Origin of the sequence: Tateyamaria sp. syn59 (assembly GCF_007995245.1) — a bacterium.
Lineage (GTDB): Bacteria > Pseudomonadota > Alphaproteobacteria > Rhodobacterales > Rhodobacteraceae > Tateyamaria.
Genome location: NZ_VCBA01000004.1, coordinates 222,391 through 236,691 on the forward strand (window position 1 = coordinate 222,391; position 14,301 = coordinate 236,691).

The window sequence follows — 14,301 nt, forward strand, 5'->3', positions numbered from 1 at the left end:
ACAATGACTAACGACCGCGCCAAGGATACACCGAAGCCGCCCCTTTGGAAGCGCGCCTTGCGCAGGGCCGCCACCCTGACCGTCACGGCATCGGTCATGGCCATCGCCGCAGGCGCCGTCTGGATCGGCAGCGCGACACTGGCCACCCGCGCCGCCGCCGTTGACGCACCACCGCCCGCCCCCATCACCACCGTGGCCGCGATGCGTGTGGCCCCCACAAACGCCATGACCGTCACCCGTGCCTTCCACGGACAGGTCGAAGCCGCGCAGACCGTATCTCTGGGGTTCGAGCAGGGCGGTCGCCTCAACGTCCTCGACGTGGACGAGGGCGACCGTGTTGCAGCGGGGCAAGTCCTCGCCCGGCTCGACACCCGCATCCTGACCGCAGAACGCGCCCGCCTGACAGCCTCGCGCGAGGCGCTTGAAGCGCAGGCAGAACTGTCGCGCCGCACCACCGACCGGCAAAAGGAGCTGCGCAATCGCGGCTTCGCTTCAGACCAGGCCGTAGACAACACCGCACTGAACCTCGCCGCCCTCCAGGCCCAGATCGCCGAGGTGGACGCCGCCATCACGCAGGTGGACGTACAACTCAGCCAGACCGAACTGCTGGCCCCCTTTGACGGTGTCGTCGGCGCCCGCCACGTGGACCCCGGCGCCATCCTGTCCGTGGGCGCACCTGTCCTCGACATTCGCGAGGACACCGCCCCCCTCTTCCGCGTCGGCATCGACCCGAAACTGGCCGCCACCGTTCGCGAAAATACCGCCACCATCACATTGGACGGTACCGCCTACAACGCTCGCTTCGTCGGCTTCCGCGCCGACCTCGATGCCCAGACCCGCACCCGCACGGCGCTGTTCGAGGTCGACACAACCGATCCGGTCTACCTCTCCTCCGGCACATTGACCCTGCAGGGGCAGCTGGATCAAACCGGATACGCCGTGCCGTTGCGCGCGCTCCGGAACGGCGTGCGCGGGCTCTGGACCGTGATGGTACTGACACCGGAGGAGGGCGAGTTCTTTACCGCCCAGGCCGCCGCCGTCGAAGTGCTGCAGGTCGAGGGCGACACCGCCTTCGTCCGCGGCACGCTGCAAGGTGATGCAATGATCGTCCCCGACGGCACGCACCGCCTTGTCCCCGGTGACCGCATCCGCGTGACCGGAGCGAAGTGATGGAAACCCTCACCTTCCGACAGCCCCGCATCGTGGCCCTCGCGCTGCTGGTCATCATCGCTGCAGGCCTGTCGTCTCTCTTGGCCATCGGACGACAGGAAGATCCCACAATCACCAACCTCTTCGGCACTGTCACCACGGTCGTCCCCGGCGCCGATCCTGCACGGGTCGAGGCGCTCGTCACCCAACCCATCGAAGACATCCTGCGGGAAGTCTCCGAAGTCGACGTGATCGAAAGCACGTCCTCCACCGGCATATCCATCGTGTCGGTCGAACTGGGCGTGACAGTCCCAGACACCCGCATCGAACAGGTCTGGGCCGAGATCCGCGACGACCTGGCGGAGCTTTCCCCCACCCTGCCCGCTGACGCGTTTGAGCCGGAATTCGACACCGAAGGTGGCAGCGCCTTCGCAGCCATCGCGGCCTTTTCCGCCGATCCCGGCGTCCCCACAACAATCCTGGGCCGTTACGCGCGCGATCTGGCCCAGGACCTCCGCAACATCCCCGGCACCGAACTTGTCGAGTTGTTCGGCGCGCCCGAGGATGAGGTGCTGGTTACGCTTGACCCCGTGGCCACCGCCGCCCTCGGCCTGACGGCAAGCGATATCTCCCAAGCCATTGCCCAGGCCGATGCCAAAGGCCCTGCAGGACGGGTGCGTCCTGCAGGGTCAGACCTGCTGATCTCCGTCGCGGGCGAGGTGCAGGCGCTTGACCGGCTGGGCGAGATCGTCGTGCGCCGCTCGGACACGGGTGCCGTCACATACCTGAGCCAGGTTGCAGAGATCACCCGCGGCCCGCGCCTGCCGGAAACGGAGCTGTCGATCTACAACGGCAAGCCCGCCGTGCTGCTGGGCGCGAAGCTGGAAAGTGGCCTGCAAGTGGACAAATGGGCCGCCTTCGTGCGCGAAGAAATCGACACCTATCAAGTCAATATCCCCGTCGGCGTGTCGCTCGACCTGACATTTGACCAGTCCGGCTACACCGCCGAACGCCTGCAAGAGGTGGGCCTGAACATGGCCATCGGCGTCGGCCTGGTGGTGGGCGTCCTCCTCCTCACCCTTGGTCTGCGGTCCGCGATGATCGTGGCGCTGATCCTGCCCGTGGTCACACTCGCCACGCTGTTCACCATGAATTTTATCGGCCTCGCCATCCACCAGATGAGCGTCACGGGCCTGATCGTGGCTCTCGGCCTGCTGGTCGACGCAGGCATCGTGATGACAGACGAAGTGGGCCAACGGCTGCAACAGGGAATGAGCCGGATCAAGGCGGCAGGCCAATCCGTCAAGCGACTGTTCGCCCCCCTGATGGCCTCAACCATCACGACCGCCTTGTCCTTTACCCCACTCATCCTCTTGCCCGGACCTGCAGGCGATTTCGTCGGCTCCATCGCCATCGCCGTGGTGATCATGCTGGGCTGGTCCTTCGTCGTGGCGATCACACTCACGCCTGCCATCGCAGGTCACCTGCTGCCCGCCGACGGCACGCGCGGCGGGATCAAGGGGGGCGCCCTGGGTCGCGCCTTTGCGGCCTCGCTCCGCTGGTCTGTAAACAACCCCATCCGCTCCATCGCGCTCGCGCTGGTCCTGCCCGTCACCGGTTTTCTGTCCATGCCAACACTCACGGCACAATTCTTCCCCGGCGTGGACCGAGACCAGTTCTATATCGAGGTGGACCTCGCCCCCGGCGCAGGCATCGCCGACACACAGGACGTGGTGGCCCGCCTCAACGACCGGCTCACCTCGGACGACCGGATCGAGCAGGTGATGTGGGTGGTGGGCCGCTCTGCCCCCGCCTTCTACTACAACATCGTCGGCGCACGCGAAAACGCACCGGGCCACGCGCAGGCCCTGCTGACAACACAGTCGGCTGAGGCAACCGAAGAGGTGTTGCGCGACCTTCAGGCAACCCTGTCCCTGACAGCGCCCGAGGCCACGATCCTTGTGCGTGGCCTCGTCCAGGGCCCGCCCGTCAACGCCCCGGTTGAAATCCGGTTGGTCGGCAAGGACCTCGCCGACCTACGCGAAACAGGCGACGAAGTGCGGCGCATCATGTCCGGCGTCGACTCTGTGCTCGTCACGCGTGGCACCATCGGCAGCGGCGCCCCCAAAGCGGTCGTGACCGTGAACGAAGCCCAAGCACAACTCCTCGGCCTCGACCTCGGCCAGATTGCGGGCCAATTGCAGGCGGGGCTGGAAGGCGTCACCGGCGGCTCGATGGTCGAAGGGGACGAGGAACTGCCCATCCGCGTCCGTTTGGGCGACGCCACGCGCGGGTCGATGCAGGCCATCCGCGACCTGCCCATCCTGCGGCCTGACGCGGCGCAACTGTCTGCTCAAGGGCGCTGGCCTGCCCTGCCACTCTCTGCCGTCTCCACTATCGAGTTGGAACCCGCCGCCAGCAGCATAACCCGCCGCAACGGCGAACGGGTGAACACTGTACAGGCCTTCATACTGCGCGACGTGCTACCCGAAGAAGCGCTGGTCGAGGTGCAAGCCGCCCTCGAAGCCAATGGTTTTGCAGTGCCTGCAGACATGCGCCTCGAACTCGGCGGAGACAGCGACGCGCGGGCAGACACGCTCAGCGACCTTCTGGCCTCGCTCGGCCTGATCATCACGCTTTCGATTGCCGCCATTGCGCTCACCTTCAACAGCTTCCGCCTGACAGCCGTGGTGCTGGTCGTCTCAGGCCTCTCCGCCGGCCTCAGCCTGCTCGCGCTGGCCATCTTCCAATACCCGTTCGGGATCAACGCGATCATCGGCGTCATCGGGTCCATCGGCGTGTCGATCAACGCCGCCATCATCATTCTGACCGGCTTGCAAGAGGACGATCTCGCCGCCAGCGGCGACAAAGACGCCATGGTCGACGTGGTCATGGGCTCCAGCCGTCACATCGTCTCAACCACGATCACCACCTTCGGGGGCTTCCTGCCCCTGATCCTCGCCGGTGGTGGGTTCTGGCCCCCCTTCGCAATGTCGGTGGCGGGCGGTGTGCTGCTATCGACGGTGGTCAGCTTCTACTTCACGCCCCCCATGTTCGCGCTGATCCACCGCGCACGCCGCGCGCCCCGGCCCCAGGAGCAGAACACCAACGACAAGGATGCCCCCTTCGTCCTGCATCCGCCGTTCAGTCAAGCGGCCGAGTAACGGGCGCACAAAAAATCGGACGGTTCCGCTGCTGCAGGGCCGTCCCATCTCCTACCTGCTTGCCAATTCTGCCCGAGTGCCCAACACTCGGAACGAGAAAACAAACACGGGGAGATTTCCATGAAAGTCACATCAATCCTGTCAACAGCCCTGCTGCTGTCGAGCACGGCGATGGTCAGCGCAGAAACGCTGAAATGGGCGCGCGCCGGCGACGCCCTTACCCTCGACCCCCACGCCCAGAACGAGGGTCCGACACACACGATTCGGCACCAGATGTACGAACCGCTCATCATCCGCGACGTCACGGGCGCGTTTGAACCCGCACTCGCCACCGAATGGGCACCCAAGACCGATGACCCGACCGTCTGGGTCTTCAAACTGCGCGAAGGCGTGACCTTCCACGGCGGCGAAGCGTTCACCGCAGAAGACGTCGTCTTCAGCTTCGAACGCGCCAAACAGCCCAACTCGGACATGAAAGAGCTGATCGGCTCGATCACCGAAGTGCGCGCTGTCGACGACTTCACCATCGAAATGGTCACCGATGGCCCGAACCCCATCCTGCCCTCGAACCTCACCAACCTGTTCATCATGGACAAGGGCTGGACCGAGGCGAACAACACGGTGAACGTGCAGGATTTTGAAGGCGGCGAGATCACCTACGCCACCACCAATGCGAACGGTACGGGCCCGTATATCCTGCAAAGCCGCGAGCCCGACGTCAAAACGGTGATGACCAAGAACGAAAGCTACTGGGGCATCGACCAGTTCCCGCTTGAAATCACAGAAATCGTCTACACCCCGATCCAGAACGCCGCCACGCGTGTCGCCGCGCTCCTGTCAGGTGAAGTGAACTTCCTTCAAGACATGCCGGTTCAGGACCTCCAGCGCGTTGACGGCGCCGATGGCCTCACGGTCAAGCAGGCCCCGCAGAACCGCGTGATCTTCTTCGGTATGAACCAGGGCGCTGACGACATCGAAGCCGACAACGTCGATGGCGCGAACCCGCTCGCCGACGTGCGCGTGCGCCAGGCGATGTCCAAGGCCATCAACCGCGACGCCATCAAGCAGGTCGTGATGCGCGGCCAGTCCGAACCCGCAGGCATGATCGCGCCCCCGTTCGTGAACGGCTGGACCGCCGAGATGGACGCTGAATCCGCTACCGACCTTGACGCCGCCAAGGCGCTGCTGGCCGAGGCGGGCTACGAAGACGGCTTCTCCATCCGCCTCGACTGCCCGAACGACCGCTACATCAACGATGAAGCGATCTGCCAGGCGGCCGTGGGCATGCTGGGCCAGATCGGCATTACCGTGAACCTCGATGCCAAGCCCAAGGCACAGCACTTCCCGCTGATCACGGACGGCAAGACCGACTTCTACATGCTGGGCTGGGGTGTGCCGACCTACGATTCCGAATACGTGTTCAACTTCCTCGTCCACGGGCGGGAATCGGACATCGGCACCTGGAACGGCACCGGCTTCGACAACGATGATCTGGACGCCAAGATCAAATCGCTGGCCTCCAACACCGATCTGGAAGCGCGCAACGCCGACATCGCCGACATCTGGCGCGTGGTGCAGGACGAAGCGCTCTACATCCCGATCCACCACCAGGTGCTGAACTGGGGCATGGCCGATGGCATGGGGATCGAGGTCGATCCCGAGGATCAGCCCAAGGTGAAGTACTTCTCCGTCAACTGAGCGTTGGCACCGAAAATCAAAGGCGGCGCAAACGGTGCCGCCTTTTCTTTTGGGTCGCTTGGCGCGACAACGCTGCCGTCTCAGACTTCGCTGCCAATGTCCGGTCCTGCTTCGTAGCCGCCACAAAACCACTGTGCACGTCGTGTTTTCCAGACACCGCGCGCGCCGCATGAAAAGCAAGTCGTCCAGTCCACGCTGTTTCGGCTCTGCAGATTACAACTATTCTTTGGAGTGAGCGTCATCGGAGGTTCGGACTGCGAAGCGATGCTTCAGTCAGAGGCTAGGGACATTTCCTCTCCAAAGCCAAACGTTGATGCATCGGCGAAACCACCCTCTAGATAGGCGTCCGGCGCCGCATCCAATAGGAAATCAAGGAAAGCGCCCACGAGTTCCGGATCCGCACCATCATTCCGGCGTGTCGGAGCCACTGCGATTTCTCGGCCGAAGGATGCAGCTTCAGGCACCTCGACGAAAACCAGATCCTCAGGCCAATGCTCTGCATAAAAGCGCGAGAGATGGCCGAAGAGCAGGCCCACCGGTGCAATATCATTCATCACAGCGTAGGGAATATCGCGATGCTGGATCGCGAGGCGACCCGGGAAGTCACCGGTTTCTCGAGCAAGAACAGTGTTCGCGGTCTCAGTGCCGAGCAAGGCTGAGAGCGTTTCCACATATTGCATACGAGCGCCGGTTTCGCGCGGTGTCGCCATCACGAACGGCAATTCCGAGCCCGCAAACGCCTCCAAGTCTGAGACCGCTGCCGCAGCTTCGCGGCTTACAAGCATACCCATGCCGAGATGGCGGGCAAAGGTACGCGGCGGTTCAGCCAGGAGATTCTGTCCGGCCAGGCGCGCCATCGGCCCAGAGCCCAGCATCACTAAGTCGGGATAGACTGGTGTGTCCGGGGCAACGGGAAGCTGGGCGTTACCGAACCGGAAACCGCCGCTCGCAAAACCCTGCATAATCATCACCTGAGGCAAAGTCACAACCAGAATGTCTTCGCGGGAGACTGCACACCGTTCTTCTGTCTGGCACCAGGCAACGAATTCGTCGAGAACAAGCGGTAGGAGAACCGGATAGTGATTGCCCTCGGTGAAGATGGTGAGGCTCGCGCTTCCATCGACCGGTCCGACCACGTCAGGCAGAGCATTGGTGAAGCCGTCACTGCGCTCGATGCCTCCATCGACACGCATGAACTCTCGGTCTTCGCCGTAGTTGGGCCAGTCGAGCGCTTCAGCATTAGCGGCAATAGCGGCCCCAAGAACAAACGCGGTTACGGTTCCGACTCGTTTCGTCAAAAAGTTCATTACTACCTCCATGTTATAAATACATTTGAGCCTCAATACATGGATCATCGCCTTAAAACTTCTACCCTAGGTAGCATCAAATAGGCGAGAGCTGTGTTGGGCGTTTGGGTAGTGTTCAATGCATCTACATTTCGTAGTAGCCAGTCAGATCCAAAGAACCGCTTCGAGCCGCTAAGAGCTACCGCGATCCATGGCAGTGGATGTCAACAGTGAGTCCAAAGCTACATGTGCTGCGAACTGTTCGAATGACTAGATACTGCGCTTCGCCGACATTGGGGCAGACTGCAGCATAGGTTTAGGTGGGCTCCATCCAGACCTTACCAATGTCACCAGCAGAGACACCCTTCTCTTTTGCAAGCTGCTCAGGTCTACTCCTTTACACAGGCCCGCCCCTTGCCCAAAGAAAGGATCCCCATGCTCCGCTATGCCCTACCCGTCGCAGTCGCACTCCTGGCACCACCGGCCCACGCCGAAGAGTTCAACTGGGCCGAAACCACCGACCCGCAAACCATGGACCCGCACGCAGTAAACTCGGCCGCCGTTCTGGGTTTCCTGAACAACGTCTACGAAGGGCTCGTCCGCCGCGGGAAAGACATGAGCATCGAACCCGCCCTCGCGACTGCATGGGAACCCATCGGCGACGGCGAAGGCTGGCGGTTCACGCTCCGCCAGGGTGTCACCTTCCACGACGGGGCAGAGTTCAACGCCGACGACGTGATCTTTTCCTATCAACGCGCCAGCGACGAAGCCTCCGACACGCGGTCGTGGTTTGCGCCCGTGTCCGAGGTCATCAAGGTCGATGACTACACCGTCGACATCATGACCACCGCCCCCAACCCGATCTTTCCCGACAGCATCGCCAACTGGATGATGATGGACAGCGGCTGGGCCGAAGCGAACGACACAACCCTGCCCGACAAGGAAAGCGGCAACTACGCCACGCTCAACACCAACGGCACCGGCGCGTTTAAGGTCACCGCCCGCGAGCCCGGCCTGCGCACGATGCTTGAGCCCAACGCCGACTGGTGGGACGAGGCCGAACACAACATCACCCGCGCCGAACTGACCCCGATCCAGAACCCGGCCACCGCCGTCGCAGCGCTGCTGTCCGGTGACGTCGACATGATCAACCCGGTGCCCATCCAGGACGCCCAGCGCCTCGCCGCCGCAGGCAACGTGCAGGTGATCCAAGGGATCGAAGCGCGGGTCATCATGCTCGGCTTCCCGCACGAAGCGGACGCGCTGAAATACTCGTCCGAAACGACGGACGCGAACCCGTTCGCGGACGCCCGCGTCCGGCAAGCCGTGGCCCACGCCATCAACGTGCCCGCCATTCTGCAAACCATCATGCGCGGCAACGCCGAACCCGCCAGCCAACTGGTCAGCCCCGCCATGCGCGGCTACTCGGCATCCCTCGCTGACCGCCCTGCCTACGACCCGGAGCAAGCCAGGGCCCTGCTGACCGAAGCGGGCTACGAAAACGGCTTTTCCTTTGGCCTCAAATGCCCCAATGACCGCTACCTGAACGACGAAGCGGTCTGCCAAGCCGTCACGGGCATGCTGGCGCAAGTGGGCATCACCGCCGTGCTCGACGCCATGCCGGTTCAGAACTACTGGCCCGAACTGCGCGCCGACAATTACGACATGTACCTGCTGGGCTGGTCGCCGGGCACCTTCGATGCCGAACACCCGATCCGCTTCCTCGCCTCCACCCCGAACGAAGAGAAGAAGCTGGGAAGCTGGAATTTCGGCGGCTACTCGAACGCCCGCGTGGACGAACTCCTGCCCATGATCCAGTCAGAAATCGACGACACAGAGCGGCAAGCCATGCTGGATGAGGCCACCAAAATCCTGCAGGACGAGGTGGCCTACGTGCCCATGTATGTCCAACCGCTGGTCTGGGGGGCCAAGGCCAATATCGACCTGACCCAACGCCCCGATAACTTCTTCATCCTGCGCTGGGTCACGATCAACTGAACGAACACGGGCGGGGTATTCCCCGCCCGCCTTCCCAGATCACTGCGCCCGCAGCAGCGGGGTGATCTTGCGGATCGCGACACGGCGATTGATGCGCTCCGCTTCATTGGTACGGACCTTCAGGTTCGCCTCACCATAGCCCTGCACCACAAGGTTTTCCGGCGGAATGGCGAAATACTCCGTCAGCGCAAGCGCCGTCGATTCCGCACGGCGGTCCGACAGGGCAAGGTTCATGGCCGCCCCACCGACGGCATCGGTATGGCCTTCGATCAGGAACACGGCCCCCGGATCAACGGCGATCTCGTCGGCAATCAACTGCCCGATCTCGGCCAGATCACGTGCCTCTTCTGGCGCAATGACGGCAGAGCCGCTGGCGAAGTTCACCGCTTCAACGTCGATCTCGGGCACAAGGTCGCGCACGGCACGGATCTGGCGCACCTGCTGCAGCGAATAGGCGCGGTCGGTCGGGTTCTCGAGCGCAGCCAAGGCCGCCCGCAACTCGTCATTTTCAGACGCACGCAAGGCCGGACGGACATCCCCGGTTGGTAACGTCGCTACGTCCACGGGCTGTACGGTCTGCGTATCATCGAACAGCATGACCTCGCGCCCATCAGGCAGAATGCGGGTGCGCATCAACGTCTGACCGGTAGCCGAGCGGATCGTCACCACGCGCGATCCATCCTCGCGATTGACGATGGTGCGGGTCGATCCGTCATCAAACTGCTCGGTCGACACACGCGCACCGGGACGGCGCAGCAACTCGTCGTCGTTCTTGAGCACGCGGTACCCGCCCTGCCCGTCCTGCAGAACAACCCGGTCGTCCGCAGCCACGACAACGTCGTCATCCTGGTTGAGAATGGTGGCAACAGCCGCCACACCCAACGCGCCCAGCGCGAACTTTTCAAGCTTTGATAGCCCGTCGTCGTCCTCAGCCACAGCCTCGGCGCGCGCAAACTCTTCGTCCGAGGACCGCGCAGTCTCTTCGGTGACGGTCTCAACCTCCGCACCTTCGCTCGCCTCGGCGGCAACAGGAGCCGCCGCGGCTTCGGTTTCGACCTGCGCATTGGCGGCAGCGGTCGTATCTGCGGTATCGTCCTGCACAACCTCTGGCTCGGCCTCCGCGGTCGCGTCTTCGGCGGGTGCCTCATCCGCCGGTGTCTCGGCCACCTCTTCCGTGGGTGCGTCTTCGGCGGGCGTTTCGGCAACCTCCTCTGCGGGCGCCTCTTCTGCGGGCGTCTCAACAACCTCCTCCGCCGGAGCCTCCTCTGCAGGCGTTTCAACAACCTCTTCAGCCGGGGCTTCTTCCGCAGGCGTTTCGGCGACATCGTCGGCAGGCGCCTCTTCTGTCGGTGTTTCCGCCGTCTCTTCTAACGGCGCGTCTTCGGCAGGTGCTTCGGCCACACCTTCTGCGGGGGCCTCCTCCGATGGGGTCTCTGCCACCTCCTCGGCTGGTGCCTCCTCGGCCGGCGTTTCAGCGACATCGGCAGCAGGCGCCTCTTCTACAGGCGTCTCCACGACCTCTTCCGCCGGTGCATCCTCTGCAGGCGTTTCGACTGTTTCTTCAGCAGGGGCTTCCCCCACCGGGGCATCCGCCACGCCCTCGGCCGGGGCCTCTTCAGCAGGTGTTTCAACCGTCTCCTCCGCAGGCGCTTCAACACCCACCTCAGCATCCGCAGCAACGCCCTCCTCGGCTTCAACCAGGGGCACGCAGGATGCCACACCCTCCGTCACCACCGGCGTTTCACCTTCGGCACAGGCGGCTGCATCCTGTGCAAAAACCGGCGGCGTACCAAGCATAAGGGCGGTGATGGACACCGTCTGCATCAATCGGGAAAGCATCATAAGACCTCCTGTGCTGTCCGCCCAACCAACCAAGCACCGTGCAAGAGGGTTCCCTCCCCCTCACATGCAGCCCACTGCAATCGGCTTGACCCCGCTCATGGGTGCGCGGATAACCGATGGATCATCCGAACTCAGGATCCTTGATGCTTTCCTTTGTCATCCAGCGCGTTGCGCAATCCTTTCTCGTTCTTCTGGTCGTGGGCCTCGTCGCGTTTTCCATGTTCCGCTTCGTGGGCGACCCCATTGACAACCTGCTCGGGCAGGAACGGACCATCGAAGATGTCGAACGCCTGCGCGCGCAGCTCGGCCTCGATCAGCCCTTTGTCGTGCAGTACTACCGCTTCCTAGAAGGGGCCGTGCAGGGCAATTTCGGCGTCAGCTACCGCCAGGGCCGCCCCGTCGCCGACATCCTGCTGGAACGCGCGCCTGCCACACTGGAACTGGCCGCCGTCTCAGGCATCCTCGCTATCGGCCTTGGCATCGCCCTCGGCGTCTTCACCGCCATACGACGAAACGGGCTATGGGCGAACGTGATCATGTCCGCCTCTCTCATAGGCGTATCCCTCCCCACCTTCCTCATCGGCATCCTGCTCATCTACCTATTCTCGGTCGAACTGGGCTGGCTGCCCAGTTTCGGACGGGGCGAGACAGTGAGGATAGGGAACTGGACCACCGGGTTCCTGACAGAAAGCGGGCTCAAGGCCCTGATCCTGCCCGCCATCACCCTCGGCCTCTACCAGATGACGCTGATCATGCGCCTGGTCCGATCCGAAATGCTTGAGGTCTTGCGCCAGGACTACATCCGCTTCGCCCGCGCCCGAGGGCTCAAGGAACGGGCCATCAACTTCCGCCATGCGCTCAAAAACACCCTTGTTCCTGTGATCACAGTCACCGGCCTGCAATTGGGGAGCATCATCGCCTTCGCCATCATCACCGAAACGGTGTTCCAGTGGCCGGGCGTAGGGCTCCTCTTCATCAACGCGATCCAGTTCGTCGATATTCCCGTGATGGCCGCGTACCTCATGCTGATCTCGGTCATGTTCGTCGGCATCAACCTGATCGTGGACCTGCTCTATTTCGCCATCGACCCGCGCCTGCGCGTGGACCGGGCCGGAGGACACTAAGATGACCGACGCCACCCAAACCCCGACACCGGCCAAAGCACCCACCCGCTTGCAACGCTGGGCCGACAGCGACTTCTACTATCAGTTCAAGCGCTCGCCCGTGGCCATCGTCAGCTTCGCCGTCGCGATGCTCCTGATCCTCGGCGCGGTCTTCGCACCGCTGATCGCCCCCTACAACCCGTTTGACCCCGCCTCGCTCAACCTGATGAACGGCTTTTCCAAACCGATGGAGCCCAACGCCTTCACCGGTGACACATTCTGGCTGGGCACCGACGACCAGGGGCGCGACGTCTTCTCCACCATCCTCTACGGCATGCGCATCTCGCTCTTCGTGGGCGTCGCCGCCGTTCTCTTCGCCATGGTGCTCGGCATCTCTCTGGGCCTGATCGCGGGCTATGTCGGCGGCTGGACCGAAACCATCATCATGCGCATCGCCGACGTGCAACTGACGTTTCCCAGCATCCTCGTCGCCATGCTGATCTTCGGCATCGCCAAGGGCGTCACCCCCGTCGAATACCGCGACCAGATGGCCATCTGGGTCCTGATCATCGCCATCGGCCTCTCCGACTGGGTCCAATTCGCCCGCGTCGTCCGCGGCGCAACCTTGGTTGAAAAAAGCAAGGAATACGTCCAGGCCGCCCGCCTGATAGGGCGCTCAGGCCCCGCGATCATGGTGCAGCACATCCTGCCCAACGTCCTGTCGCCGGTCCTCGTGATCGCCACAATCTCGCTGGCCCTCGCCATCATCGCCGAAGCCACGCTCAGCTTCCTCGGCGTCGGCGCGCCGCCCACACAGCCATCGCTGGGCACCCTGATCCGCATCGGCCAAGGCTTTCTGTTCTCCGGCGAATGGTGGATCCTCTTCTTCCCCGCTTGCACGCTGCTGGCACTGGCACTCAGCGTCAACCTGCTGGGCGATTGGCTGCGGGACGCGCTGAACCCGAGGTTGCGGTGATGAAATTCGCGACAAAGCTATCACTCGTTGCAAGCATCGCCCTTTGCCCGAACGCTTCGCTCTCAGAAGGCGGCCACGATAGCGAGCTCGCCACTGAAGTGGTCGAACTGAGCGATCTGCAGCAAAGAGTTTTGTCGATCTCTGACGCGGCGAAAAGACTATCGCTAACCAATTTTGTGAGTTCGGATCTGCGATCTGAGGACATTAAGAAAAGGCGAACGATTGCCATAGAGGAATGGAACCGCGCCCAAGATCGCATCAAGCAGGTCTACATCGAAGCAACGGAGACAACCCTGTCGGAGACGGAACAGCGCCTGCTCTTGGATTTTTTTGAGGATCAGGCACTTCAGGTCGCTTTGTCGAAGTTAGGTAACGTCGAACAGGCGGCCTTGCCGGACCTCGCAAGGATCGTAGATGAGACGTCGGCTATCATTTCCCAACGTATCGCAGAAGAAGTGCCTGAATAAACCATGACCTCAGTTATCATGACACGCCTTTCTTCACGCGAACGCACCTCTCGCCATATCACATGTCGCGCGGGCGGACTTCAAATGACCCGCTTCGGCTCCGCATCCAGGGCGTACTCGCCAGCGCCGGTGCACCACTCGGCCCCCACGGCCAGCCAATGCACGTCACCATCCGGCAAGTGCACCACCACACGCCCGTCTTCCACTGTCAGGTTGTTCATAGACACAAGGCTCAAAAGCATTCCAAAGGACTGGGCCGTCAAACACATCTCAAATACTCCTGTCTCAGCGGCCCGTCTCGGGACCGTACTGCGGATCAATCTGCGCAAGAAAAGACGCGGGCGTGGTATGCGGCGCGCCTGTGCACCACTCGTTGACCACGTAATGCCACTCCACATCACCGGCGGTGGCGTGCACCGTAATCGTATGGGCGTCGCCCGTGACATAGGCCATCCCGAGAATGTTCAAAAAGGCGGCCAGGCTTGCAGTTGTCAGGCACATGGGCGTTCTCCTCGCGCTGCGCGGTTGCCCTCCCTGTCGTGCTATGCCCTGAACGTGCCAAGTCGCGAGAAGGTTGCCCAGACAATTCTCGCTGCGATGCAGCAAAATTGCTGCACA

11 protein-coding genes are annotated in these 14,301 nt (G+C 62.8%); 7 read left to right on the forward strand and 4 right to left on the reverse strand.

The genetic code is table 11. The annotated features are described in order from the left end of the window. The first annotated feature begins 3 nt into the window (after nucleotides 1–3). The 3 genes from FD715_RS09665 to FD715_RS09675 all read left to right on the forward strand — a co-directional run bounded on the left by FD715_RS09665 (nucleotide 4) and on the right by FD715_RS09675 (nucleotide 6,011). Nucleotides 4–1,170, forward strand: coding sequence for an efflux RND transporter periplasmic adaptor subunit (locus tag FD715_RS09665; RefSeq protein WP_189799453.1), 1,167 nt, complete (start codon nucleotides 4–6; stop codon nucleotides 1,168–1,170). Beyond that, nucleotides 1,170–4,313 (forward strand): efflux RND transporter permease subunit, encoded by a 3,144-nt coding sequence (locus tag FD715_RS09670; RefSeq protein ID WP_147108781.1) that lies wholly within the window; start codon nucleotides 1,170–1,172, stop codon nucleotides 4,311–4,313. Before FD715_RS09665 ends, FD715_RS09670 begins: the two co-directional genes overlap by 1 nt. 120 nt (nucleotides 4,314–4,433) lie before the next feature. Then, nucleotides 4,434–6,011 (forward strand): ABC transporter substrate-binding protein, encoded by a 1,578-nt coding sequence (locus FD715_RS09675; protein ID WP_147108783.1) that lies wholly within the window; start codon nucleotides 4,434–4,436, stop codon nucleotides 6,009–6,011. A gap of 269 nt (nucleotides 6,012–6,280) precedes the next feature. On the opposite strand, the gene FD715_RS09680 is transcribed toward FD715_RS09675, so the two are convergent. Next, complete coding sequence (locus FD715_RS09680; RefSeq protein ID WP_189799454.1) at nucleotides 6,281–7,318, reverse strand: substrate-binding domain-containing protein; 1,038 nt, start codon at nucleotides 7,316–7,318, stop codon at nucleotides 6,281–6,283. A 414-nt stretch (nucleotides 7,319–7,732) separates the two neighbouring features. Between FD715_RS09680 and FD715_RS09685 the strand changes: the two genes are divergently transcribed. Then, a complete protein-coding gene (locus FD715_RS09685; protein WP_147108789.1) occupies nucleotides 7,733–9,295 on the forward strand; it encodes an ABC transporter substrate-binding protein in 1,563 nt (520 codons plus the stop codon). Nucleotides 9,296–9,334: 39 nt separating this feature from the next. Here the strand turns inward: FD715_RS09685 and FD715_RS09690 are convergent, their stop codons facing one another. After that, complete coding sequence (locus tag FD715_RS09690; protein WP_147108792.1) at nucleotides 9,335–11,137, reverse strand: OmpA family protein; 1,803 nt, start codon at nucleotides 11,135–11,137, stop codon at nucleotides 9,335–9,337. A gap of 143 nt (nucleotides 11,138–11,280) precedes the next feature. Here FD715_RS09690 and FD715_RS09695 point away from each other — a divergent pair, with 143 nt between their 5' ends. The 3 genes from FD715_RS09695 to FD715_RS09705 are packed head-to-tail and all read left to right on the forward strand — an operon-like array spanning nucleotide 11,281 to nucleotide 13,683. Next, on the forward strand, nucleotides 11,281–12,261 hold the full coding sequence (locus FD715_RS09695; RefSeq protein WP_147108795.1) for an ABC transporter permease: 981 nt from the start codon (nucleotides 11,281–11,283) through the stop codon (nucleotides 12,259–12,261). Between the two features lies 1 nt (nucleotide 12,262). After that, the gene (locus FD715_RS09700; RefSeq protein WP_147108798.1) at nucleotides 12,263–13,216 is read left to right on the forward strand and encodes an ABC transporter permease; all 954 of its coding nucleotides are present in this window, start codon (nucleotides 12,263–12,265) and stop codon (nucleotides 13,214–13,216) included. Next, complete coding sequence (locus tag FD715_RS09705; RefSeq protein WP_147108801.1) at nucleotides 13,216–13,683, forward strand: hypothetical protein; 468 nt, start codon at nucleotides 13,216–13,218, stop codon at nucleotides 13,681–13,683. Before FD715_RS09700 ends, FD715_RS09705 begins: the two co-directional genes overlap by 1 nt. Before the next feature lie 80 nt (nucleotides 13,684–13,763). Here FD715_RS09705 and FD715_RS09710 read toward each other — a convergent pair whose 3' ends face one another. Further along, nucleotides 13,764–13,952 (reverse strand): hypothetical protein, encoded by a 189-nt coding sequence (locus FD715_RS09710; RefSeq protein ID WP_147108804.1) that lies wholly within the window; start codon nucleotides 13,950–13,952, stop codon nucleotides 13,764–13,766. 16 nt (nucleotides 13,953–13,968) lie between these two features. Then, a complete protein-coding gene (locus tag FD715_RS09715; RefSeq protein ID WP_147108807.1) occupies nucleotides 13,969–14,184 on the reverse strand; it encodes a hypothetical protein in 216 nt (71 codons plus the stop codon). Between the last annotated feature and the right edge of the window lie 117 nt (nucleotides 14,185–14,301).

What these genes read in the sequence shown, in the direction of transcription:
- FD715_RS09705 (WP_147108801.1), top strand. Translation starts at nt 13,216, where the DNA reads ATGAAATTCGCGACAAAGCTATCACTCGTTGCAAGCATCGCCCTTTGC.
- FD715_RS09710 (WP_147108804.1), bottom strand. Translation starts at nt 13,952, where the DNA reads ATGTGTTTGACGGCCCAGTCCTTTGGAATGCTTTTGAGCCTTGTGTCT.
- FD715_RS09715 (WP_147108807.1), bottom strand. Translation starts at nt 14,184, where the DNA reads ATGTGCCTGACAACTGCAAGCCTGGCCGCCTTTTTGAACATTCTCGGG.
- FD715_RS09700 (WP_147108798.1), top strand. Translation starts at nt 12,263, where the DNA reads ATGACCGACGCCACCCAAACCCCGACACCGGCCAAAGCACCCACCCGC.
- FD715_RS09695 (WP_147108795.1), top strand. Translation starts at nt 11,281, where the DNA reads ATGCTTTCCTTTGTCATCCAGCGCGTTGCGCAATCCTTTCTCGTTCTT.
- FD715_RS09670 (WP_147108781.1), top strand. Translation starts at nt 1,170, where the DNA reads ATGGAAACCCTCACCTTCCGACAGCCCCGCATCGTGGCCCTCGCGCTG.
- FD715_RS09690 (WP_147108792.1), bottom strand. Translation starts at nt 11,137, where the DNA reads ATGATGCTTTCCCGATTGATGCAGACGGTGTCCATCACCGCCCTTATG.
- FD715_RS09675 (WP_147108783.1), top strand. Translation starts at nt 4,434, where the DNA reads ATGAAAGTCACATCAATCCTGTCAACAGCCCTGCTGCTGTCGAGCACG.
- FD715_RS09680 (WP_189799454.1), bottom strand. Translation starts at nt 7,318, where the DNA reads ATGAACTTTTTGACGAAACGAGTCGGAACCGTAACCGCGTTTGTTCTT.
- FD715_RS09685 (WP_147108789.1), top strand. Translation starts at nt 7,733, where the DNA reads ATGCTCCGCTATGCCCTACCCGTCGCAGTCGCACTCCTGGCACCACCG.
- FD715_RS09665 (WP_189799453.1), top strand. Translation starts at nt 4, where the DNA reads ATGACTAACGACCGCGCCAAGGATACACCGAAGCCGCCCCTTTGGAAG.